The organism is Streptomyces sp. NPDC005803 (genome assembly GCF_040630435.1).
Lineage (GTDB): Bacteria > Actinomycetota > Actinomycetes > Streptomycetales > Streptomycetaceae > Streptomyces.
On record NZ_JBEXXO010000003.1, the window covers coordinates 378,772 to 400,237 of the forward strand.

23 protein-coding genes and 2 rRNA genes are annotated in these 21,466 nt (G+C 71.2%); 8 read left to right on the forward strand and 17 right to left on the reverse strand.

Annotated features, from left to right (window positions below; genetic code table 11):
* Positions 1 to 93 precede the first annotated feature (93 nt).
* A complete protein-coding gene (locus tag ABZ454_RS07105; RefSeq protein ID WP_359536423.1) occupies positions 94 to 903 on the forward strand; it encodes a HEAT repeat domain-containing protein in 810 nt (269 codons plus the stop codon).
* A gap of 27 nt (positions 904 to 930) precedes the next feature.
* On the opposite strand, the gene ABZ454_RS07110 is transcribed toward ABZ454_RS07105, so the two are convergent.
* Positions 931 to 1,326 carry an ATP-binding protein gene (locus tag ABZ454_RS07110; RefSeq protein WP_359536424.1) on the reverse strand — a complete coding sequence of 132 codons (396 nt, stop codon included), beginning with the start codon at positions 1,324 to 1,326 and terminating at the stop codon, positions 931 to 933.
* 113 nt (positions 1,327 to 1,439) lie between these two features.
* Between ABZ454_RS07110 and ABZ454_RS07115 the strand changes: the two genes are divergently transcribed.
* The 4 genes from ABZ454_RS07115 to ABZ454_RS07130 are packed head-to-tail and all read left to right on the forward strand — an operon-like array spanning position 1,440 to position 3,915.
* Positions 1,440 to 2,264, forward strand: coding sequence for a helix-turn-helix transcriptional regulator (locus ABZ454_RS07115; RefSeq protein ID WP_359536425.1), 825 nt, complete (start codon positions 1,440 to 1,442; stop codon positions 2,262 to 2,264).
* On the forward strand, positions 2,261 to 2,500 hold the full coding sequence (locus ABZ454_RS07120; RefSeq protein ID WP_359536426.1) for a DUF397 domain-containing protein: 240 nt from the start codon (positions 2,261 to 2,263) through the stop codon (positions 2,498 to 2,500). Before ABZ454_RS07115 ends, ABZ454_RS07120 begins: the two co-directional genes overlap by 4 nt.
* A gap of 45 nt (positions 2,501 to 2,545) precedes the next feature.
* On the forward strand, positions 2,546 to 3,334 hold the full coding sequence (locus ABZ454_RS07125) for a DUF4253 domain-containing protein (RefSeq protein WP_359536427.1): 789 nt from the start codon (positions 2,546 to 2,548) through the stop codon (positions 3,332 to 3,334).
* Between the two features lie 50 nt (positions 3,335 to 3,384).
* Positions 3,385 to 3,915, forward strand: coding sequence for a HEAT repeat domain-containing protein (locus ABZ454_RS07130; RefSeq protein ID WP_359536428.1), 531 nt, complete (start codon positions 3,385 to 3,387; stop codon positions 3,913 to 3,915).
* Positions 3,916 to 3,934: 19 nt separating this feature from the next.
* On the opposite strand, the gene hemB is transcribed toward ABZ454_RS07130, so the two are convergent.
* From hemB to ABZ454_RS07160, 6 genes are all read right to left on the reverse strand, one after another.
* On the reverse strand, positions 3,935 to 4,933 hold the full coding sequence (hemB, locus tag ABZ454_RS07135) for a porphobilinogen synthase (protein ID WP_356314297.1): 999 nt from the start codon (positions 4,931 to 4,933) through the stop codon (positions 3,935 to 3,937).
* A gap of 127 nt (positions 4,934 to 5,060) precedes the next feature.
* Positions 5,061 to 6,728: a bifunctional uroporphyrinogen-III C-methyltransferase/uroporphyrinogen-III synthase gene (locus tag ABZ454_RS07140; protein ID WP_359536429.1), complete on the reverse strand. Its 1,668-nt coding sequence runs from the start codon at positions 6,726 to 6,728 to the stop codon at positions 5,061 to 5,063.
* Complete coding sequence (gene hemC, locus ABZ454_RS07145) at positions 6,725 to 7,711, reverse strand: hydroxymethylbilane synthase (protein WP_356314303.1); 987 nt, start codon at positions 7,709 to 7,711, stop codon at positions 6,725 to 6,727. Before hemC ends, ABZ454_RS07140 begins: the two co-directional genes overlap by 4 nt.
* Positions 7,708 to 9,204, reverse strand: a complete 1,497-nt coding sequence (locus ABZ454_RS07150) for a glutamyl-tRNA reductase (RefSeq protein ID WP_359536430.1) — start codon at positions 9,202 to 9,204, stop codon at positions 7,708 to 7,710. Before ABZ454_RS07150 ends, hemC begins: the two co-directional genes overlap by 4 nt.
* Positions 9,201 to 9,968 (reverse strand): redox-sensing transcriptional repressor Rex, encoded by a 768-nt coding sequence (locus tag ABZ454_RS07155; protein ID WP_359536431.1) that lies wholly within the window; start codon positions 9,966 to 9,968, stop codon positions 9,201 to 9,203. The genes ABZ454_RS07150 and ABZ454_RS07155 overlap by 4 nt, the downstream gene beginning before the upstream one ends.
* A 272-nt stretch (positions 9,969 to 10,240) precedes the next feature.
* On the reverse strand, positions 10,241 to 10,516 hold the full coding sequence (locus tag ABZ454_RS07160; protein ID WP_359536432.1) for a glutaredoxin family protein: 276 nt from the start codon (positions 10,514 to 10,516) through the stop codon (positions 10,241 to 10,243).
* A gap of 148 nt (positions 10,517 to 10,664) precedes the next feature.
* On the opposite strand from ABZ454_RS07160, the gene ABZ454_RS07165 reads away from it, so the two are divergent.
* The 3 genes from ABZ454_RS07165 to ABZ454_RS07175 all read left to right on the forward strand — a co-directional run bounded on the left by ABZ454_RS07165 (position 10,665) and on the right by ABZ454_RS07175 (position 14,182).
* Positions 10,665 to 11,618 carry an HAD-IB family hydrolase gene (locus ABZ454_RS07165; protein WP_356314315.1) on the forward strand — a complete coding sequence of 318 codons (954 nt, stop codon included), beginning with the start codon at positions 10,665 to 10,667 and terminating at the stop codon, positions 11,616 to 11,618.
* A 365-nt stretch (positions 11,619 to 11,983) separates the two neighbouring features.
* A complete protein-coding gene (locus ABZ454_RS07170; RefSeq protein WP_123460007.1) occupies positions 11,984 to 12,760 on the forward strand; it encodes an ECF subfamily RNA polymerase sigma factor, BldN family in 777 nt (258 codons plus the stop codon).
* Positions 12,761 to 12,985: 225 nt separating this feature from the next.
* On the forward strand, positions 12,986 to 14,182 hold the full coding sequence (locus ABZ454_RS07175) for a DUF5667 domain-containing protein (RefSeq protein ID WP_359536433.1): 1,197 nt from the start codon (positions 12,986 to 12,988) through the stop codon (positions 14,180 to 14,182).
* Between the two features lie 70 nt (positions 14,183 to 14,252).
* Here the strand turns inward: ABZ454_RS07175 and ABZ454_RS07180 are convergent, their stop codons facing one another.
* From ABZ454_RS07180 to ABZ454_RS07225, 10 genes are all read right to left on the reverse strand, one after another.
* A complete protein-coding gene (locus ABZ454_RS07180) occupies positions 14,253 to 15,281 on the reverse strand; it encodes a lysophospholipid acyltransferase family protein (protein ID WP_359536434.1) in 1,029 nt (342 codons plus the stop codon).
* A gap of 15 nt (positions 15,282 to 15,296) precedes the next feature.
* Positions 15,297 to 16,382: an NAD-dependent epimerase/dehydratase family protein gene (locus ABZ454_RS07185; RefSeq protein ID WP_356314325.1), complete on the reverse strand. Its 1,086-nt coding sequence runs from the start codon at positions 16,380 to 16,382 to the stop codon at positions 15,297 to 15,299.
* Positions 16,383 to 16,614: 232 nt separating this feature from the next.
* On the reverse strand, positions 16,615 to 16,713 hold the full coding sequence (locus tag ABZ454_RS07190) for an AURKAIP1/COX24 domain-containing protein (RefSeq protein WP_003948845.1): 99 nt from the start codon (positions 16,711 to 16,713) through the stop codon (positions 16,615 to 16,617).
* 110 nt (positions 16,714 to 16,823) lie between these two features.
* A complete protein-coding gene (locus ABZ454_RS07195; RefSeq protein WP_123460011.1) occupies positions 16,824 to 17,036 on the reverse strand; it encodes a helix-turn-helix domain-containing protein in 213 nt (70 codons plus the stop codon).
* Positions 17,037 to 17,164: 128 nt separating this feature from the next.
* Positions 17,165 to 17,980 carry a phosphatase gene (locus ABZ454_RS07200; RefSeq protein WP_359536435.1) on the reverse strand — a complete coding sequence of 272 codons (816 nt, stop codon included), beginning with the start codon at positions 17,978 to 17,980 and terminating at the stop codon, positions 17,165 to 17,167.
* Between the two features lie 109 nt (positions 17,981 to 18,089).
* On the reverse strand, positions 18,090 to 19,262 hold the full coding sequence (locus ABZ454_RS07205) for an acetoin utilization protein AcuC (protein ID WP_356314334.1): 1,173 nt from the start codon (positions 19,260 to 19,262) through the stop codon (positions 18,090 to 18,092).
* A complete protein-coding gene (locus ABZ454_RS07210; protein WP_359536436.1) occupies positions 19,231 to 20,436 on the reverse strand; it encodes an MFS transporter in 1,206 nt (401 codons plus the stop codon). The genes ABZ454_RS07205 and ABZ454_RS07210 overlap by 32 nt, the downstream gene beginning before the upstream one ends.
* Positions 20,437 to 20,478: 42 nt before the next feature.
* Positions 20,479 to 21,123 carry an HAD family hydrolase gene (locus ABZ454_RS07215; protein ID WP_356314341.1) on the reverse strand — a complete coding sequence of 215 codons (645 nt, stop codon included), beginning with the start codon at positions 21,121 to 21,123 and terminating at the stop codon, positions 20,479 to 20,481.
* A gap of 74 nt (positions 21,124 to 21,197) precedes the next feature.
* Positions 21,198 to 21,314, reverse strand: a 5S ribosomal RNA gene (gene rrf, locus ABZ454_RS07220).
* Positions 21,315 to 21,393: 79 nt separating this feature from the next.
* Positions 21,394 to 21,466, reverse strand: a 23S ribosomal RNA gene (locus tag ABZ454_RS07225); the annotation flags it as partial.

Sequence of the window (21,466 nt, forward strand, 5' to 3'; positions counted from 1 at the left end):
GACCACGCACGCGGTCCGGGCACCCGGGTGCCGCGCCTGCGTCACGTCGAAAATCGCGGAAGCCCACCGCTGTGCGCCCCTACCATCGGCGGCATGGCCATGTTCGTCCACCTGACTCCCGCCGCGAACGCCGCCCGCATCCGGAAGTCCGGGATACGGGCCGTCAGCCACGGCCGGGACGACGACAAGGGCCTGTTCTGCTTCCCGGTCCTGCCCTCCTACACGCTGACCCACCAGTGGCTGCGCGAACTCGCCCGCCGGAGCGGCCCCCGTGGCCTCGTCGCGGTCCATCTCCGGCTGCCGGACGACGAACCCGTCACCGTCGGCCACTACAGCAACCGTCCGGGCCGGGCCCACGTCCCCACCACGGCGGGCGACGCCGTGCACCGGGTGGCCACGATGGAGGACCCGCGCGGCTGGGAGGTCTTCCTCCCCCGCGCCGTCACCCGCGCCGAGGTCCACCGCGTCCGCGCGGTCCGCCAGGTCACCGGCTGGCGCTACTTCCCCGACTCCAACGGCAGGCCGCCCTGCACCTGTCACGGCTGCCGGATGCGCGGCGAATACGGCTCGCAGCGCCTGCGCCGCCGCCGCCCGCACCCCTTCGACGGCCCCGCCCCCGCGACCCCCGTCCTCCTCAGGCGGATCGCCGAAGCCGGGACCCCGGGCGACCCGGCCCAGGTGGGCGCGGCCCTCCACTGGCTCGGGATGCGCCGCCGGGGCCCGGTCGGCCAACTGGCCCACCTCGCCGGCCACCCCGACCCCGCCGTCCGGACGGCCCTGGCCGAAACGGTGGCCGGCTGGTCGACCCCCGGCGTCGACGCGCTGCTCCGGCGCCTGTCCGAGGACCCGGACGCTGACGTACGCGAAGCCGTGGACCTCACCGACCGGCTGTCCCCGGCCTGACCCGGCCCGGTGTCACCGCCGGACGGGTCAGCCGAACTCGCACCACACGACTTTCCCGGGCGCCCGCTCCCCCACCCCCCACCGGTCCGCCAACGCGTCGACGATCACCAGCCCCCGCCCCGACTCACCCTCGGGTTCGCGCACCCCTGGCTCCCCGTCACCGCTGTCGTGCACCTCCACCCGTACCCGCCCCTCGTCGCGCAGCCACACCATCAACCGGTACCCACGCCCCGGTGGGACGCCGTGCACCAGCGCGTTGGTGGCCAGCTCGCTGACACACAGCAGCACGTCGTCCGCCCGCACCTCACCGCCACCCCAGTCGGCCAACGCCTCCCGCACGAACTCCCTGGCCGCCCGCACCGACCGGCGCTCACGCCGGAAGAACCGCTCGCGCAGCAACGGAAGTTGCATCGTCTCGTTCATGCGACGAGCGTCACACTCGGTGACTAGGCTGTCGCAGTATGCGCACCCGTACAGATTTCTTGTACGGGCCTGGCGCGCGTGAAGCACGAACGCGGGTGGGAAGTGGGGACTGTATGCAACCCAGGAAGCGGCAGCGCAGGAACGCGTCGGCGATGAAACTCGTGGGCGCGCTGGTCGCCCGGTTCCGCGTCGCGGCGGAGCTGACCCAGCGTCAGCTGGCCGAACAGCTGTGCGCCCAGCCGGAGACCATCGCCTCGATCGAGCAGGGACGGCGCGCCCTCCTGTTGCCGATGGCCCGCCGTATGGACACGGTCCTGGACACCAAGGGGGCGTTGGAGACGGCGGTGGAGAACATGCCCGAGGTGGATCTGATCCCGGCGTGGGCTGAGGAGTACATGGACCTGGAGCGGAGCGCGCTCGCTCTTTGCTTCTTCGCCAATCAGGTCCTGCCCGGCCTGCTGCAGACCGAGCGCTACGCACGCGCCGTGTTCGACAGCCGAGTCCCCACCTTCAGCAGGCATGAAATCGACGTGCATGTCACCAAGCGGCTGGAGCGCCAGGAGATCTTGCGCCGCGACGTGCCGCCCACGACCAGCTTCGTCGTCTCCGAAGCCGTCGTCCGAGACCGCCTCGGGGGTGACGAGACGTACCACGAGACACTGCGGCATCTGCGGGTCTACGCGGAAACTCCGGGCATCACGCTCCAGATCATGCCCCTGGCCCAGACGACTCACGCGGGTCTCGACGGCCCGTTCATCCTGCTGGAAACACCGGACTACCAACGCATCGCCTACACGGAAAGCCAACGCGGCAGCCAGCTCATCTCCGATCCCGACGAGATCAGCATCCTCGCGCAGAGGTATGCCATGCTGCGAACACAGGCCCTCAACACCGAAGAGACGAAGGCCCTGTTGGACCGGCTGCTAGGAGAGTTATGAGCACCGCACTTGAGTGGTTCAAGTCCAGCTACAGCGGAAGCGACGGCGGGGAGTGCCTCGAAGTCGCCTACGACTGGACGAAGTCGAGCTACAGCGGAAGCGAGGGCGGGGCCTGCGTCGAGATCGCCGCGCACCCCGCCGCCATCCACGTCCGCGACTCCAAGAACCCCGAAGGCCCCACGCTCACCCTCGCCCCCACCACCTGGTCGGCCTTCGCCGCGCACATCGGCTCCTGAGCGACGAGCGACCGGTTGTCAGTGGCCGCCCGTACGCTCCTCGACATGGCGACGCTTCCGAACCCGCTCCCGTCCCTGGCCACGTCAGGGCTGCACCTCCCGCCCGGCTCCCTCGTGGACGCCACGACCGACGGGCCGTGGCACGAGCCGCTGCTCTGGTACGCGGACGGGCCCGCGGCCGCGGGCAGTTGGGCCGCGCTGCGCGACGCGGGGCGGAGTCTCGGGCTGCTGCCCGTACTGATCGACGGCGGCAGCCGCGACCGGTGGCCCGGGGCCTGGGACCTCGACCCGGCCGGTACGTCGTACCCCGGCGACCATGACGCCGAGGACGTCCTCAGCGAAGTCTGGGACGCCTACGCGGAGGACGAGCTCGACACCGAGAACGCCTGGCCGGGGCTGGCGCCCGCCCCCGCGAAGGACGGCCCGGACAGCCCGGAGGAACTGGCGGCCGAGATGGCCGACATGCTGACGGACGACGGCATGGCGCTGCAGGACGCGCGCCTGGCACTCGTGCCGGCGAGGCGCAGTGCGGACATCCCGGCGGCGATCGGCTGGAGCGGCCCGCTCAACCACGAGAACGACGTCGCCCGGCTCTGCGCGGTCCTGCGCTCCTGGGAGGACCGGTTCGGCATACGCGTCGTGGCGCTCGGCTTCGACACCCTGACCGTCAGCGTGGCCCGCCCGCCCACGACGGAGGCGGAGGCACGCGCCCTGGCCGCCGAGCACTTCGCCTTCTGTCCGGACAACATCCAGCAGTCCACGCGGGACAGCCTGGAGAAGTACGCGAGTGACGCGCTGCTCGGCCGGGAAAGCTGGTCCTTCTGGTGGGACTGAGGCGCGCCCCCGAGGGAATGCACCGCCGCGCACGGGGAAGCCCACACATCATGGACCGGACACAGAGCCTCATCGACGAGTTCCGCGCTGAGCCCGCCGAGAGCGACAGGAGACGCGAACTCGTCGCGGGGATGAGCGACATACTCGCGGAGCGGCCCGACCACCCGGCCGCTGTCGCCTTCCTCGCCTCGGTGGCCGCGGACACCGAGGAGTACGACCTCGCCAGGGTGCAGGCCACCACGGCCCTGCGGCTGTCGCCGCCCACGGACGAAGCGCACCGGCAGCGGGCCGCCCGCGCGCTGCTGGCCGTGATGCGCGGCCCCGACGAGGACCTGGTGCGGCAGTACGCGGCGATGGCGCTCGGCCCCTACGCGGACGACCCCGAGGTCCACGACGCGATGGCGGCCGCCGTCCTCGACGACGAGGACCAGCTCGTCCGGGACAACGCCCTTGCCGCGCTCAGCCACGCCGGGCCGAGCGACGACCGGGCCGAGGTGCTGCACCGGCTGGCCGACGACCGGGCGCTGGGCCGGGAGGCCGCCCGCATCCTCACGGCCTGGGGCCGGGAGCCCGCGGCCTGAGGGCGCGGACCGGTCTCCGTCAGAAGCGGCGCAGCCTCTGCGCGACCTCGGTCGCCCAGTACGTCAGGATCATCTGCGCGCCCGCCCGCCGGATGCCGGTCAGGGACTCCAGGATCGCCGCCTCGCGGTCGATCCAGCCCTTCTCGGCGGCGGCCTCGATCATCGCGTACTCACCACTGATCTGGTACGCGGCGACCGGCACGTCCACCGCGTCGGCGACCTTCGCCAGGATGTCCAGGTACGGTCCGGCCGGCTTGACCATGACCATGTCCGCGCCCTCGTCGAGGTCGAGCGCCAGCTCGCGCAGCGACTCGCGGGCATTGGCCGGGTCCTGCTGGTACGTCTTGCGGTCACCCTTGAGCGAGGAGCCGACCGCCTCGCGGAACGGGCCGTAGAACGCGGAGGAGTACTTCGCCGTGTACGCGAGGATCGACACGTCCTCGTGCCCGGTCTGGTCCAGTGCGTCCCGGACCACGCCGACCTGTCCGTCCATCATGCCGCTGGGGCCCACGACATGGGCGCCCGCGTCGGCCTGGACCTGCGCCATCTCCGCGTACCGCTCCAGCGTCGCGTCGTTGTCGACCCGGCCGTCCTCGGTCAGCACACCGCAGTGGCCGTGGTCGGTGTACTCGTCCAGACAGAGGTCGGACATGATGACGAGGTCGTCACCGACCTCCTCGCGCACCGCGCGCAGACCGACCTGGAGGATGCCGTCCGGGTCGGTGCCCGCCGTGCCCCGGGCGTCCTTCTTCTCGTCGAGCGGCACACCGAACAGCATGATCCCGGAGACGCCCGCCGAGACCGCTTCGACCGCGGCCTTCCGCAGGGTGTCCAGGGTGTGCTGCTCCACGCCGGGCATGGCCGAGATGGGGACGGGGGAGCTGATGCCCTCGCGCACGAAGGCGGGCAGGATCAGGTTCGCCGGGTCGAGCCGTGTCTCGGCGACCATCCGCCGCATCACGGGGGTCGTCCGCAGCCGTCGGGGGCGAGAGCCGGGGAAGTTTCCGTACACAGTCATCCTTCGAGACTAGACCCGTACACATCACGCTCTTACCGACACCGCTGCCGGAAAAAGGGACCGGGAAACGGCCGGGGCCCGGCCGCTTCACGAAGAAGCAGCCGGGCCCCGCAGGCGTCAGACCGGATCAGGTCGTCGTACGACGACGCCGCGCACCCGGACGGCGCTCGCTCGGCCGCGTCACCGGGTCACCGGCCTCCTTCGCCGCGTCCCGGCGCTGCGCGCCGAACTCGGCGAGGGCCTCGGCCAGCTTGTGCACCGAGGGCTCCGGGGCCAGGACGTCCACGCGCAGCCCGTGCTCCTCGGCGGTCTTCGCCGTGGCCGGGCCGATGCACGCGATGACCGTCACGTTGTGCGGCTTGCCGGCGATGCCGACGAGGTTGCGCACGGTCGAGGACGAGGTGAAGAGCACCGCGTCGAAACCGCCGCCCTTGATGGCCTCACGCGTGTCGGCGGGCGGCGGCGAGGCGCGGACCGTGCGGTACGCGGTGACGTCGTCGACCTCCCAGCCCAGCTCGATGAGCCCGGCCACCAGCGTCTCGGTGGCGATGTCGGCGCGCGGCAGGAAGACACGGTCGATCGGGTCGAAGACCGGGTCGTACGGCGGCCAGTCCTCCAGCAGACCCGCGGCGGACTGCTCACCGGAGGGCACCAGGTCCGGCTTCACACCGAAGTCGACGAGCGCGGCGGCGGTCTGCTCGCCGACGGCCGCGACCTTGATCCCCGCGAAGGCGCGGGCGTCGAGCCCGTACTCCTCGAACTTCTCGCGGACGGCCTTCACGGCGTTGACGCTGGTGAAGGCGATCCACTCGTAGCGGCCGGTGACCAGGCCCTTGACCGCGCGTTCCATCTGCTGCGGCGTGCGCGGCGGCTCGACGGCGATCGTCGGGACCTCGTGCGGCACGGCGCCGTACGAACGCAGCTGCTCGGAGAGAGAAGCCGACTGCTCCTTGGTCCGCGGCACGAGCACCTTCCAGCCGAACATCGGCTTGGACTCGAACCACGCGAGCTGGTCGCGCTGGGCGGCGGAGCTGCGCTCGCCGACCACGGCTATGACGGGCTGGTGCCCGTCCGGCGAGGGCAGGACCTTGCCCTGCTTGAAGACCTGGGCGATCGTGCCGAGCGTCGCCGTCCAGGTGCGCTGGCGCGTCGTCGTGCCGGCGACCGTGACGGTCAGCGGGGTGTCGGGCTTGCGGCCCGCCGAGACCAGCTCACCGGCGGCCGCGGCCACCGAGTCGAGCGACGTCGAGATCACGCACGTGGAATCGCTCGCGCCGACCTCGCTCCAGCAGCGGTCCGAGGCGGTACGGGCGTCGACGAAGCGGACGTCCGTGCCCTGCGCGTCGCGCAGCGGCACCCCGGCGTAGGCGGGTACGCCCACGACGTTGGCGACACCGGGCACGACCTCGAAGGGGATGCCCGCGGCGGCGCAGGCCAGCATCTCTGCGCCCGCGTTGCCGTCGAGGCCGGGATCACCCGGGACGGCACGGACGACCCGCCTGCCGCCCTTCGCGGCCTCCATGACAAGATTGACCGCGTCCCTGAGAACGGGCACACCGGCGGCTGTTGACTGCGCGTCAACAACCGTCAGCTCAGGCGTGCTTACGCCTGCCCGCACATGACAGCGAACGACGCCGAGAACGTCCGGCTCGGCGACAAGAACGTCCGCGCTCGCAAGCGCCTCGACGGCGCGAAGAGTCAGCAGTCCCGGGTCGCCGGGACCGGCGCCGAGGAAGGTGACGTGCCCTGCGGACAGGACCGGGAAATCGGATGCGGCGTGGCCGGTGGGGCTCAAAGTGCTCGCTCCCCCATAAGACCGGCCGCACCCTTGGCGAGCATCTCGGCCGCGAGTTCGCGACCGAGGGCCGCCGCGTCGTCGTGCGACGTGGGGACGGGACCGGTGGTGGACATCTGTACCAGCGAGGAACCGTCGGTGGAACCGACGACACCGCGCAGGCGCAGTTCGTTGACAGCCTGACCGTCGGCCAGGAGGTCGGCCAGCGCACCCACGGGTGCGGAGCAGCCGGCCTCCAGGGCGGCGAGCAGGGCACGCTCGGCGGTCACGGCGGCCCGGGTGTACGGGTCGTCGAGCTCGGCGAGCGCGGCGGCGAGGTCGGCGCTGCTGGCAGCGCACTCGATCGCCAGTGCTCCCTGGCCGGGAGCGGGCAGAACGGTGTCGACCGACAGGAACTCGGTCACCTCACCGCTGCGTCCGAGACGGCTGAGCCCGGCCGCGGCGAGTACCACCGCGTCCAGTTCACCGCTTCGTACGAATCCGATACGCGTGTCGACGTTGCCGCGGATGGGCACGGTCTCGATGTCGAGGCCGTGACTGCGGGCGTACGCGTTGAGCTGGGACATGCGGCGCAGCGAGCCGGTGCCGACGCGGGCGCCGGACGGCAGCTGCGCGAAGGTCAGCCCGTCCCGCGCCACCAGCACGTCCCGCGGGTCCTCGCGCGCCGGGATCGCGGCCAGCACGAGGTCGTCGGGCTGTGCGGTCGGCAGGTCCTTGAGCGAGTGGACGGCGAAGTCCACCTCGCCGCGCAGCAGGGCCTCGCGCAGCGCGGCGACGAAGACGCCCGTCCCGCCGATCTGCGCGAGCAGTTCCTTGGAGGTGTCCCCGTACGTGGTGACCTCGACGAGTTCGACGGCGCGCCCGGTCACCTCGCTGACCGCGTCGGCCACCATGCCGGACTGCGCCATGGCGAGCTTGCTGCGCCGGGTCCCCAGCCTCAGCGGCTGAGTGGCCCCCGCGCCCAGGGGTGAGTTGTCGGTCATGACCGCCCTCGATTCGGGTCGTTCAGGTCTGCCCGGGAGACGGCGGCGACCGTCTGCGGGTCGAGGTCGAAGAGTTCTCGCAGCGCGTCCGCGTACCCGGCGCCGCCGGGCTCGCTGGCGAGCTGCTTGACCCGCACGGTGGGCGCGTGCAGGAGCTTGTCGACGACGCGGCGCACGGTCTGCGAGATCTCGGCGCGCTGCTTCTCGTCCAGGTCGGGGAGGCGTCCGTCCAGCCGTGCGATCTCGCCCGCGACCACTCCGGCGGCCATCGTGCGCAGCGCGACGACGGTGGGAGTGATGTGGGCGGCGCGCTGGGCGGCGCCGAAGGCGGCGACCTCGTCGGCGACGATGGTGCGCACCTGGTCCACATCGGCGGCCATCGGGGCGTCCGCGGACGCCTCGGCGAGCGACTCGATGTCGACGAGACGCACCCCGTCGAGACGGGCGGCGCCGCCGTCGATGTCGCGCGGCATCGCCAGGTCCAGCAGGGCGAGGCGGACGGGGCCGGTGGACTGGGCCGGGATCCGGTGGACGGTCCGCGTCTGCGCGGTCGCGGTGGCGGAACCGTTCTCCACCCACGCGGCGTGCTGCTGGTCCGGCTCGGCGGAGGGCGCGGGCACGGACGCGGCGGGCACCTCGTACGCGGGGTCGAACTCCAGTCCGAGCGCTCCGGCGACGGCCTCGGCGCTCAGCACGAGCCCGGTGGCCCCGGTGCAGGAGACGACGACGTCGGCACGGGACAGCTCGTCGGCGACCGCGGCCATCTCCACGGCGTGGGCGGCCACCCCGGTACCGCCGGCCTGGTTGAGGATCTCGACCAGACGGTCGGCGCGGGCCCGGGTGCGGTTGGCGACGACGATCTCGGCGACACCGGTACGGGCCAGGGTCGCGGCGGCCAGCGAGGACATCGAGCCCGCGCCGATCACCAGGGCGCGCTTGCCCTGCGCCCAGGCCGCGGGGTCGCGGCCGTCGGCCAGCTGCTCCAGGCCGAAGGTGACGAGCGACTGCCCGGCCCGGTCGATGCCGGTCTCGCTGTGGGCGCGCTTGCCGACCCGCAGGGCCTGCTGGAAGAGGTCGTTCAGCAGCCGGCCGGCGGTGTGGAGCTCCTGCCCCAGCGCCAGCGCGTCCTTGATCTGGCCGAGGATCTGGCCCTCGCCCACGACCATCGAGTCCAGTCCGCAGGCCACCGAGAAGAGGTGGTGGACGGCCCGGTCCTCGTAGTGCACATAGAGATAAGGAGTGAGCTCGTCCAGACCGACGCCGCTGTGCTGGGCGAGCAGCGTGGACAGCTCGGCCACACCCGCGTGGAACTTGTCCACATCGGCGTACAGCTCGATGCGGTTGCAGGTGGCGAGGACGGCGGCCTCGGCCGCGGGCTCCGCGGCGAGGGTGTCCTGCAGCAGCTTGACCTGGCTGTCGGCGGGCAGCGAGGCCCGCTCCAGCACGGAGACGGGGGCGCTGCGGTGGCTCAGCCCTACGACAAGGAGACTCATGCCGGCATCACGGCGGGCATGTCCCCGTCGGGTCCCTTCCGGCTGCTGGCCGCGGCGCGCACGGGCGGCGCGGCCGGGTCGGGGCCGCTGTCGGCGGTCTCCTCGCCGGCCTTGCGCTGCTCGTGGAAGGCGAGGATCTGCAGCTCGATGGAGAGGTCGACCTTGCGCACGTCGACACCGTCGGGCACCGAGAGCACGGTCGGGGCGAAGTTCAGGATGGAGGTGACGCCCGCGGCGACGAGCCGGTCGCAGACCTGCTGGGCGGCGCCGGGCGGCGTGGTGATCACGCCGATCGACACCCCGTTCTCGCTGATGATGCGGTCCAGGTCGTCGGCGTGCTGGACGGGGATCCCGGCGACGGGCGTTCCGGCCATCGCGGGGTCGGCGTCGATCAGGGCGGCGACCCGGAACCCGCGGGAGGCGAAACCGCCGTAGTTGGCGAGCGCCGCGCCGAGGTTGCCGATTCCGACGATGGCGACCGGCCAGTCCTGGGTGAGGCCGAGCTCGCGCGAGATCTGGTAGACGAGATACTCGACGTCGTAGCCGACGCCGCGCGTCCCGTAGGAGCCGAGGTAGCTGAAGTCCTTGCGGAGCTTCGCGGAGTTGACCCCCGCCGCGGCGGCGAGCTCCTCGGAGGAGACCGTGGGGACCGAACGCTCGGAGAGCGCGGTCAGCGCGCGGAGATACAGCGGAAGTCGGGCGACGGTGGCCTCGGGAATTCCTCGGCTACGGGTCGCCGGTCGGTGATTTCGGCCAGTTGCCACGGTGCTCCTGCGGGATGAGCGGGGCTGCAGGCGGCCGTATGTCCCAAGACCGCCCCGTCGAATGCAGGCTATGTCTTTGTGAACGCGTGCACAAAGATAGTGTCCGTTTTGTCCGGTCAAAGTGACCGGGGTCACGCACACGCGTCGTGCGATCCAGGAACCTTGGATCGCATCAGCCCGTTGCAGGCCCGAAGGGGGCAAAGCGGAACACACTCCTCACAGCCACGCCCCCGAGACCACTCAAAACGCCCATGATGGTAACCGGGTTTCCCTCAGGAAAGCAGCGCGCTGCGCAGTCTCGCCGGGTCCACCCGCCAGAACGTGTGCTGTTCGTTATCAACGAGGACCACGGGGATCTGCTCCCAGTACTCCCGGTACAGCTCCTCGTCCTCGGTGATGTCCTTCTCCTCCCACGACGCGCCGGTCTCCTCGCAGACCGTCCGCACCACCGCCCTGGCGTCCTCGCAGAGGTGACACCCCGGCTTCCCGACCAGGGTCACCACGCGGTCGGCGGGCTTCTTCTTCGTACGACGCAGCAGCGGACTCATACCCCTCATTCTGCGCCGCCCCCGGCCCGGCTCCCGCCCCGCTCCGGCACACCCCCGGTCACCCGTTCAACGCGTCCGACTCCCAGAGTTCACGCCACCGCATCCCGGCAGGCCGGGAAGGAGCCGGGCGACTGGCTATGCTCACGGCATGGCCGCTCTTGGATGGCTCACCCCGCGTAGGCGTTCCGCGACAGCACGCAGCGTGCTGGCCGGCGAAGCGGCGGCGGAGGCAGCACGGAAGTCCTCGCTCGCCGCCGAGCAGGCCGCCGGCCCCGAGGGCCTCGCCGCCCCCGGCACGCAGGACGGGGAGCCCGCGTTCCCCGTCGTCGGCGACGACCGGGCCGCCGCCTTCTTCGACCTCGACAACACCGTCATGCAGGGCGCGGCGATCTTCCACTTCGGCCGCGGGCTGTACAAACGGAAGTTCTTCGAGCGCCGCGAACTCACCCGCTTCGCGTGGCAGCAGGCCTGGTTCAGGCTGGCCGGCGTCGAGGACCCCGAACACATGCAGGACGCCCGCGACAGCGCCCTGTCGATCGTCAAGGGCCACCGCGTCTCCGAGCTGATGTCGATCGGCGAGGAGATCTACGACGAGTACATGGCCGACCGCATCTGGCCCGGCACCCGCGCCCTCGCCCAGGCCCACCTGGACGCCGGCCAGAAGGTCTGGCTGGTCACCGCGGCCCCGGTGGAGACCGCCACGATCATCGCCCGCCGCCTCGGCCTGACCGGAGCGCTGGGCACCGTCGCCGAATCGGTCGACGGCGTCTACACCGGCCGCCTGGTCGGCGAACCGCTGCACGGCCCCGCGAAGGCCGAGGCCGTCCGCGCCCTGGCCGCGGCGGAGGGGCTGGACCTGGCCCGCTGCGCGGCGTACAGCGACTCGCACAACGACATCCCGATGCTGTCCCTGGTCGGGCACCCGTACGCGATCAACCCGGACGCCAAGCTCCGCAAGCACGCGCGCGCCCTGGACTGGCGGCTGCGCGACTACCGGACCGGCCGCAAGGCGGCCAAGGTCGGCATCCCGGCCGCGGCCGGCGTGGGCGCCCTCGCCGGCGGCACCGCGGCGGCCGTCGCGCTGCACCGCCGCCGACGCTGACACCGCCCCGCACCGCCGCCCGGGCGTGACCCGGGCGGCTGCGGGCCACGCCCGGCCCGCAGCCGCCAATCGGGACCTCCTACCCACCCACCGCTCCAGCCAGTCGGATCAGCCACGCCCGACCACAACCTGTCGTCACCCGCGACAGAACGCGAAGCAATCCGATCAGAAACCGGTCATGACGTGCGACTCGATGCGCCGTCTAGTCGCTACAGAAGCGACGTAATCGGTGATTTTAGCAACTGGGTGTAGCACAGCCTGTACGAAGCGTTATTCTCCTCAGACGCATTCCGGAACCCACCACTCACTACGACGAGTGACGGTTTCGCACTGCACGTGATGGAAGCTCTGCCTCTGGGAGTCCCGTGTACCCACACGTCGGGGTTGACGCCTCGGGCCTGGCTACGCTGCGCGCAACGGTCGCCGACCGTTTGCGCGGCTTCGTCCCCACCGCGTACGCCGTACCCGCCTTTGCCACCCCTGCACCTGCCGGCCCCTGCTACGCCCTGGCCGAACGCGGCGCGGCGGTCGGAAGACGCAGCAACCGCGGCGCAACGACCACGTCCACCGTTCGTCGGCCGACCGCCGACAGCGACAGCGCGCGCATGATGGATCTCGTCGAGCGCGCACAGGCCGGTGAGGCTGACGCCTTCGGCCGCCTCTACGACCAGTACAGCGACACCGTGTACCGCTACATCTACTACCGGGTGGGCGGCAAGGCGACGGCGGAGGATCTCACGAGTGAGACCTTCCTTCGCGCCCTGCGGCGCATCTCCACCTTCACCTGGCAGGGCCGCGACTTCGGCGCCTGGCTGGTCACCATCGCCCGCAACCTGGTCGCCGACCATTTCAAATCCAGTCGTTTCCGACTGGAAGTGACCACCGGCGAAATGCTCGACGCCAACGAGGTCGAGCGCAGCCCCGAGGACTCCGTCCTGGAGTCCCTCTCCAACGCCGCACTGCTGCAAGCCGTGCGCCGACTCAACCCCCAGCAGCAGGAGTGCGTGACCCTGCGCTTCCTGCAAGGCCTGTCGGTCGCCGAGACCGCCCGGGTGATGGGCAAGAACGAGGGCGCGATCAAGACCCTGCAGTACCGCGCCGTCCGCACCCTCGCCCGGCTCCTCCCGGACGATGCCCGCTGATCCCACCCCGGGCCGAATCACTCTCGGCGACACGCCCCTCACACACTGGTCCGATCATCCTTCGTGCGTAACCCAAGTGCCGCGCCACTCGTTGTGCCGGTTGCAGGCTCCCTGTCGTCACCCCCTGTCCGCAGACACTCACTCGATCGAGTGGAAGCGCTCAAGGTGTGCAACCTTCCGGACCCACAGGGGAGTCGACCGTCATGACGAGAGGAGGTGCCGCCAGTGATCGCAAACGTTTCGGCACACCGGCGGGCGAACGCCTTCGCCCAGGCCATGGAAGAGCAGTCGCTCCGCGGTGCGACGGCCGTACAGCCCGAGGACCCGGCCGAACAGGCCGGCCCCGGACCACTGTTGGCCCTGGCGAACGGCCTCGGTGAGCTACCGAAGCCGGAGTTGGATCCCGAGGTCAAAGTGGTGCAGCGAGCCCAGCTCGTCGCCGCCATGGAGGCCATGTTCGCCGAGGGTGGCGCGTCCGCGGACCCTACGGTGCCCGAGCAACGGGCCAAGGGGGCCCACCGGGCCTCGCCACTCCGCAAACTGCGACCGAGATCGCGCTGGACGAAGGGCCTCGCAGCCGGCGGGCTCACCGTCGGTGTGGCCGCGGGAGCCTTCGGCGGAGTGGCCGCTGCCAGTTCCGACGCCCTGCCGGGTGACTCCCTCTACGGGCTCAAGCGCGGCATGGAGGACATCCACCTCGGCCTGGCCGACGGCGACACGGACCGCGGCGAGGTCTACCTGGACCAGGCCTCCACCCGGCTCAGCGAAGCCCGCAGGCTGATGGAGCGCGCCCGCTCCGGCGACCTCGACCACGAACAGCTCGGCGAAGTCAGGCGCACGCTCAACGGCATGACCCACGACGCCACCGAGGGCCACCGCCTCCTCCACTCCGCCTACGAACGGGACGGCGCGATCGGGCCCATCCAGACCCTCGACTCCTTCTCCCGCGCCCACCGCAAGAGCTGGAGCAGCCTCCGCGACCGCCTCCCCGTACAGCTGACGGACGTCGGCGACCAGGTGAGCTCGGTCTTCGCGGCCATAGACGAAGAGGTCGCACCCCTCCAATCGCTCCTCCCCCGCCCCCGGGAGACCGACGACGGGCCCCAGGAGTCCGGCGCCACCGGCAACGGCTCCTCCCCGTCCTCCCGCTCGCACGCCCCGTCACCCTCGTCCCCGGGCGGCACGCACGACAGCGGCAGGGGCACCAGCTCCTCGCCCCGGCCGTCGGGCTCGGGCAGCACCCCGGCGGACGGACTGATCGGCGGCGGCACGGACGGACTCTTCGACCCGCCGTCGCCCGACGCCTCCACACCGGCGCAGTCCACACCGAGCACGGACCCGGCACCGGACATCACCCTGCCGCCGCTGCTCCCCGGCCTGATCGGCGGCCTCGGGATCGACGCCGAGGACGCCAAGGACTGACGCGATCGCCGGACGGGCCGTCAGGCCCGTCCGGCGGCCGAGGACCGAGCGCCCCGCCCCCGGGGCGTCCTCAGAAGAACACCGACCTCCGCTGCACCAGCAGCTTGTACAGCGTGTGCTGAATCTGCTCCCGCACCTGATCCGTCAGGTTGAACATCAGCATCGGATCCTCCGCCGCCTCCAGCGGATACCCGTCCGTGGGGATCGGCTCACCGAACTGGATCGTCCACTTCGTCGGCAACGGCACCGCCCCCAGCGGCCCCAGCCAGGGAAACGTCGGCGTGATGGGGAAGTACGGGAAACCCAGCAGCCGCGCCAGCGTCTTGGCGTTGCCGATCATCGGGTAGATCTCCTCCGCCCCCACGATCGAGCACGGCACGATCGGCACCCCGGCCCGCAACGCCGTCGACACGAAGCCGCCCCGCCCGAAGCGCTGCAGCTTGTACCGGTCGCCGAACGGCTTGCCGAGCCCCTTGAAACCCTCCGGCATCACCCCGACGACCTCGCCGAGGCGCAGCAGCCGCTCCGCGTCCTCCGCGCAGGCCAGCGTGTGCCCGGCCTTGCGGGCCAGCTCGTTCACGACCGGCAGCATGAAGACCAGGTCCGCGGCGAGCAGCCGCAGATGCCGCCCCGCCGGATGGTTGTCGTGCACCGCGACCTGAAGCATCAGCCCGTCCAGCGGCAGCGTCCCCGAGTGGTTGGACACGATGAGCGCCCCGCCCTCCGACGGGATGTTCTCGATGCCCTTCACCTCGACCCGGAAGTACTTCTCGTACACCGGCCGCAGCATCGACATCAGGACCTGGTCGGTGAGCTCCTCGTCGTACCCGAACTCGTCGACGTCGTACTCGCCCGTCACCCGCCGCCGCAGGAACGCGAGCCCGCCCGCGATCCGCCGGTCCCAGCCACCGCCTCCCGCCTCACCAGGGGGCCCCACGGCCTCCTCCGGGCCGTCCGGCGGCTCCACGGCCTCCGCCTGCCCGGGCAGGGCGCTCACGGACGCTGTGCCGCGCCCCGAGGGCCGCCGGCGCGCGGCGCGCGGCACGCCCCCCGACCGCGAACGGTCGTCGTCGAACGGAATGACCTTGGCATCCGCCATCGTCGCTGCGCTCCTCTACCTGGCGCTCGGATTCGGGTGTGTGTCGCCGCCGGCCCCGGTGACCTCCGGAGCCCCGCCGAACGGCATCGCGGCCAGCCTGTCGACGGCCCGGCCCACCACCGCGGGCGGCAGCAGCCCAGGCCCCCGGCTGCGCGCGAACTCGGCGAACGTCTCCGCCGTGGAGAACCGCGGACGGAAACCCAGTGTCTCGCGCATCTGGTCCGTGGAGACCACCCTGCCATGGGTCAACAGCCGGATCTGCTCCGGCGAGATGTCCGACATGCCGACGGCACGCAACGCCTGCCCGACCCAGGTGACCGCCGGCAGCAGCAGCGGCATCGTCGGCCGCCCCAGCCGCCGCGCGCACTGCGAGAGCAGCAGCACCCCGTCCCCCGCGATGTTGAACGTGCCGCTGTTCAGCGTCCCGCGCCGCGGTTCGCCCGAAGCGATGCCGAGGACGTCCAGGACATCGCTCTCGTGGACGAACTGGAGCCTCGGGTCGTACCCGAACACCGTCGGCAGCACCGGCAGCGACAGATAGTCGGCGAGCGGCGAGTCCGGGTCGGGGCCCAGGATGTTCGCGAACCTCAGCACGCACACGGCCACGTCCGGCCTGCGGCGCGCGAAGCCCCGCACGTACCCCTCGACCTCCACCGCGTCCTTCGAGAAGCCCCCGCTGGGCAGGGACTTGGGCGGGGTGGTCTCGTGGAAGACCGCCGGGTCCCGGGGCGCGGAGCCGTACACACTCGTACTGGACTTCACCACCAGCCGCCGGACGGTCGGCGACTTCTGGCACGCGCCGAGCAACTGCATCGTGCCGATGACGTTGGTCTCCTTGACCGCGGTACGCCCCTGGGCCCCGAGCGCCTTGCCGCTGACGTCCAGGTGCACGACGGTGTCCACCGCGTGCTCACCGAGGACCCGGGCGATGGCGGGCTGGCGGATGTCCGCGCGGACGAAGACCGCGTCGCCCAGCTGGTGCCCGGGCTCGACCGCGTCGACCGCGATCACCCGGTCCACGTCCGGCTCACGCTGGATGCGCCGCACGAACCGGCCGCCCAGCTGCCGGGCCGCTCCCGTGACGAGCACGACCTTCCCCAAGATCAGCGCCTTCCGTCGGTCTCCCGTGATGAGGGGGAGGGGGGTCCTGCTCGGACGCGCCTCCCCTGGTCGTCACCGTAGCGGGTGGACGTTGCCCTGTGACGCCTGCGCGGCAGCCTTCTGCCGCGTCTTGGCCCGAATGCGTGCACCGGCCGTGCGACCCGCCCGTACAGCACCGCAGCCCTCCCGCCTCATCGGCGGAAGGGCTGCGGATTTCACGAACTGCGTTCGCTTACTTCTTGTTGCGACGCTGAACGCGCGTGCGCTTGAGCAGCTTGCGGTGCTTCTTCTTGGCCATCCGCTTACGCCGCTTCTTGATAACAGAGCCCACGACTACCCTCGCTCACTTCTTCTTCACTGGTGCGGGGCGTCTGGGCCCACACGACCTACGTCGGCCTAGCCTACCCGTCACCGCGTGAGGTACGTAATCCGAGGGGAATGTCAGGCCGTCCCCACCCCCACGAAGGACTCGCGGAGATACTCGTGAACCGCTTGCTCCGGCACCCGGAAGGACCTGCCCACCCGGATCGCCGGCAGATGACCGCTGTGCACCAAGCGGTACACGGTCATCTTCGACACTCGCATGACCGAGGCGACTTCCGCCACGGTCAGAAACTTGACCTCGTTGAGAGGCCTCTCGCTGTCAGCAGCCATGACCCACCTGTACCTTCCGCACGAGACGCGCACCGGCTTCCCCTCCGGTGACTCTTCGTCGTTGTGCGCTCACTCCCCAGATTAGGGGCGGGTGATGCGAGTGGGGAAGAGGAGAGACGATCGGCCGCCTACTGTGACAGACACGCCCGATTGAGTACATAGCGCGTCAGCGGCAGGTAGTACGCGGAACGCACCGCGTCGTCGAGCGGAACGGCGACCGCCACCCGGCCCTCCGCCTCCCCGACGAACAGCGCCGGATCGTCCGTATCGGCCAGACCGATCGCCTCGATACCCAGCTGACCTGCCCCGCAGACCCAGCCGTGGTCCCCCACGACGAGTTCCGGCAACGGCCCCCGGGCATCCGCGGCCGCCTCCAGCGCCACCCTCAGCGGCAGCGGTGAGTGGGTGTGTGCGCCGGTGCCACCGCCGGGCACCCGCACGCCGGGTTCGCGCACCAGCGCAACTCCCCGTACGTAGTCGAGGTGGTACGTGCGTACGCCGAACCGGGTCGTTATGTCGATACGTCGCCCCTGCGCGGGGGTGAGTACGGCGCACCCGACCGCCGACAAGGCGTCTGCCAGCGCTGCGTAGAAGCCGAGCAGACGGTGCGGATGCCCCGTACCGAACAGCACCGGCGCCCGCCGCGCCGCGACGTCCGACAACCGCTCGGCGAACGCCTCCAGCCCGGCCACCGTCCGCTCCGGATCGATCACATCGGGACCGGAGACATGCGCGGGATCGTCCGAGACCCCGCACCTGTCGGCCATCAGCCGCAGCAGGTCCCGCTCCCCCCAGCGCCGTCCGGGATCGAGTCCGAGCGTCACCCGCGGGTCCCCGGCCGCGAACAGCCGGTAACTCCGCAGACTCACTTCCCGCGAGGTGGCCACGGGCCCGGCCAGCCGGGCCGCCAGCAGATGCGCACGCAGCGCTCCGGTGCTCAACACCCTGCCGATGCTGCCCCACCGGCGGCGCCCACGGGCCAAAACCCGGATGACGCCGCACAGTTGGCGTAACCCTCGACACCCCCCGCCCGTGCCCGCATCCGACCCGCCGTCAGGTCAGCAGCCCCCGCAGCGGAAACGCCGCACGCCTCGTCGCGAGCACCGCCTGGTCCAGCCGGTCCGCGGGGTCGTAACCGTCCTCCCACGCCTTCCACGACGGGGTACGCCCGTCCGTCATCCGGGCCGGCCCGAGCTGCCGGGTCCGGGCGTAGACCTCGTCCCGCCAGGACGTCGGGATCACCGACTCCGGGTCGACGGGCGCGTGCGCGGCGATCCCCACCAGATGCGTCCAGGACCGCGGGACCACGTCCACCACGGCATAACCGCCCCCGCCGAGCGCCACCCAGCGCCCGTCCTGCGCGTACTCATGGGCCAGGTCGTGGCAGGCCGCCATCACGGCCCGCTGCGCGTCCAGCGACACCGCGAGGTGCGCCAACGGGTCCTCGAAGTGCGTATCGGCCCCGTGCTGGGTCACCAGCACCTGCGGCCGGAAGTCCGCGAGCAGCTCAGGCACCACCGCGTGGAACGCCCGCAGCCATCCGGCGTCCCCCGTACCCGCCGGCAGCGCCACGTTGACCGCGCCGCCCTCCCCCGCCCCGGCACCGGTCTCCTCCGGCCACCCGGTCTGCGGGAAGAGCGTGCGCGGGTGCTCGTGCAGCGACACCGTCAGCACCCGCGGGTCCTCCCAGAACGCCGCCTGCACCCCGTCGCCGTGGTGCACGTCCACATCGACGTACGCGACCCGCTCCGCCCCCAGCTCCAGCAGCCGCGCGATGGCGAGGGCCGGATCGTTGTAGATGCAGAAGCCGGCCGCTGCGCCCGGCATGGCGTGGTGGAGGCCGCCGGAGAAGTTCACGGCGTGAGCGGTCTCGCCCCGCCACACGGCCTCGGCCGCCGCCACCGACTGCCCGGCGATCAGCGCCGACACCTCGTGCATGCCCGCGAACGCCGGATCGTCCATCGTCCCGATCCCGTAGCTCTGGTCCGCGGCCCGCGGGTCGGCGGAGGCCGCCCGAACGGCCGCCACATAGTCCGGCCGGTGCACGAGCCGCAGCGTCGAGTCGCCGGCCGCCTTGGCCGCGACGACGTCCACCGCCCGGTCGAGACCGAACGCCCGCACCAGCCCCATCGTCAGGGCGAGCCTGACCGGGTCCATGGGATGAGTGTCCCCGAAGTCGTATCCCGTTACTGCGTCATCCCACATCAGCTGTGCGCGGCCGCTCATGCCCGCCACCGTATCGGGCGGGCTCCGCGCCGAACGACCTGGCGTACACCAGCGTCGCGAGCACCAGCACCATCGGTACGAGCATCGCGCCCCGGTAGCTCCACGCGTCGCCGAGCGCCCCCACCAGGGGCGAGCCCACCAGGAACCCCACGTAGTTGAAGATGTTCAGCCGCGCGATGGCGGTATCGCTCGCCCCGGGGAACATCCGCCCGGCGGCCGCGAACGTCTGAGGCACGATCACGCAGAGCCCGAGCCCGAGCATGGTGAACCCGAGCATTCCCACCCAGGCCCCGCCCGCGACGGCCACCACCGCGAACCCGGCAGCGGCCAGCACACTCCCCGACCGCACCACGGCCACGGCCCCGAACCGCCGCACCCCCAGGTCCCCGACGGCCCGCCCCAGCAGCGTCGTCACCATGTAGACGTTGTACGGGACGGTCGAGAGCTGCTCCGAGCTCCCCAGCACGTCCTGCAGGTACTTCGCGCTCCAGTTGGAGACCGTCGAGTCCCCGATGTACGCGAAGCACATCACCAGACACAGCGGCATCAGCAGCTTGAAGGAGACGGCCGCCGCCGTTCCCCGCGCAGCCCCCTGCTGCCCCTCTTCCTCGGTCTTCCCCTCGACGTACCACCGGCTCCCGACGAACGCGACGGGCAGCAGCACCACGACCACCGGAAGGTACGAGACCAGCAGGGACAGATCCCAGTGCGCCCCGGCCCACGCCATGGACGCCCCGGCGATCCCGCCCAGGCTGTACGCGGCGTGGAAGCCGAGCATGATGGAGCGCCCGTACGCCCGTTGGAGGCTGACCCCCATCATGTTCATGGAGGCGTCCAGCGCACCGACGGACAGCCCGAACACCCCGAGCGCCAGCGCCGCTTCCCACACGTCGCTCCCGGCCCCGACGCCGAGCAGCGCGAGCAGCACGAGCGGCTGCGCCCAGCGCAGGACCACCCTCGGCCGTACCCGCGCGACCACCTTCTCGGTGACCACACTGCCCACCCCGGCCAGGATCGGCACGGCGGCGAGGAAGACGGGCAGCAGGCCGTCGGATATCCCGTACCGGTCCTGAATGGCGGGGATCCGGGTCACGAGGAGGGCGAAGGTGACGCCCTGCACGAAGAAGCTCAACGCGAGGGATGCTCTGCCGTGCCGCAAACGTGCATCTGTCATGGGCGCGAGCGTAGGGCCAGTCTCTACCCATGGGTAGAGACGTCAGGCAAGCAATTCCCGCAGCTGCCCCATGTCGGAGAAATACCCGGTCACCCCGGTCAGTCGGTCCGCCGGCATCATCGACGTGAACCCGTACACGTCCATGCCCGCGGCCCTCGCCGCCTCGACCCCGAGCGGGCTGTCCTCGATGACGACGCACCGTTCGGGAGCCACACCCATCCGTTCGGCGGCGAGCAGGAACAGTTCGGGCGCCGGCTTCCCCCGGCCGACGTCCTCCGCCGAGAAGATCCACTCCTCCTCGAACCACTGGTCGAGCCCCGTGCTGCGATGACTGACGCGGATCCGCTCGTGGCTGCTGGAGGAGGCGACGCAGTACGGGATGCCGTCGGCGACGAGCTCCCCCAGCACCTCCTCCACGCCGGGCACGGGTTCCAGCTCCCGCTGGAAGGCGGCGAAGATCCGTGAGTGGAGCGTGTCGTCGAAGTCCGCGGGCAGCTTCTCCCCGCCCCGCTCCTCGACGAGGTCGTGCACCCGGTGCACGGCGGACCCCATGTAGTCGCGGAGGGACTCCTCGTACGAGGTGGGGTGCCCGAGCTCCGTGAGGTAGCCGGCCAGGATGGTGTTGGAGATCGGCTCGCTGTCCACGAGCACACCGTCGTTGTCGAAGATGACCAGTTCGTAGCGCATGGCACGACCTTAAACGGTCGGAACGCAGAAAAGCCCCGTGCCACAAGGGCACGGGGCTTAACTGTTCAAAAGGAGTTCGGCGGCGTCCTACTCTCCCACAGGGTCCCCCCTGCAGTACCATCGGCGCTGAAAGGCTTAGCTTCCGGGTTCGGAATGTAACCGGGCGTTTCCCTAACGCAATGACCACCGAAACACTATGAAATTAACCAACACCGGAACACAACACGGCCGTTCGTTATTTCAGAACTAACACAGTGGACGCGAGCAACTGAGGACAAGCCCTCGGCCTATTAGTACCAGTCAGCTCCACCCGTTACCGGGCTTCCACATCTGGCCTATCAAC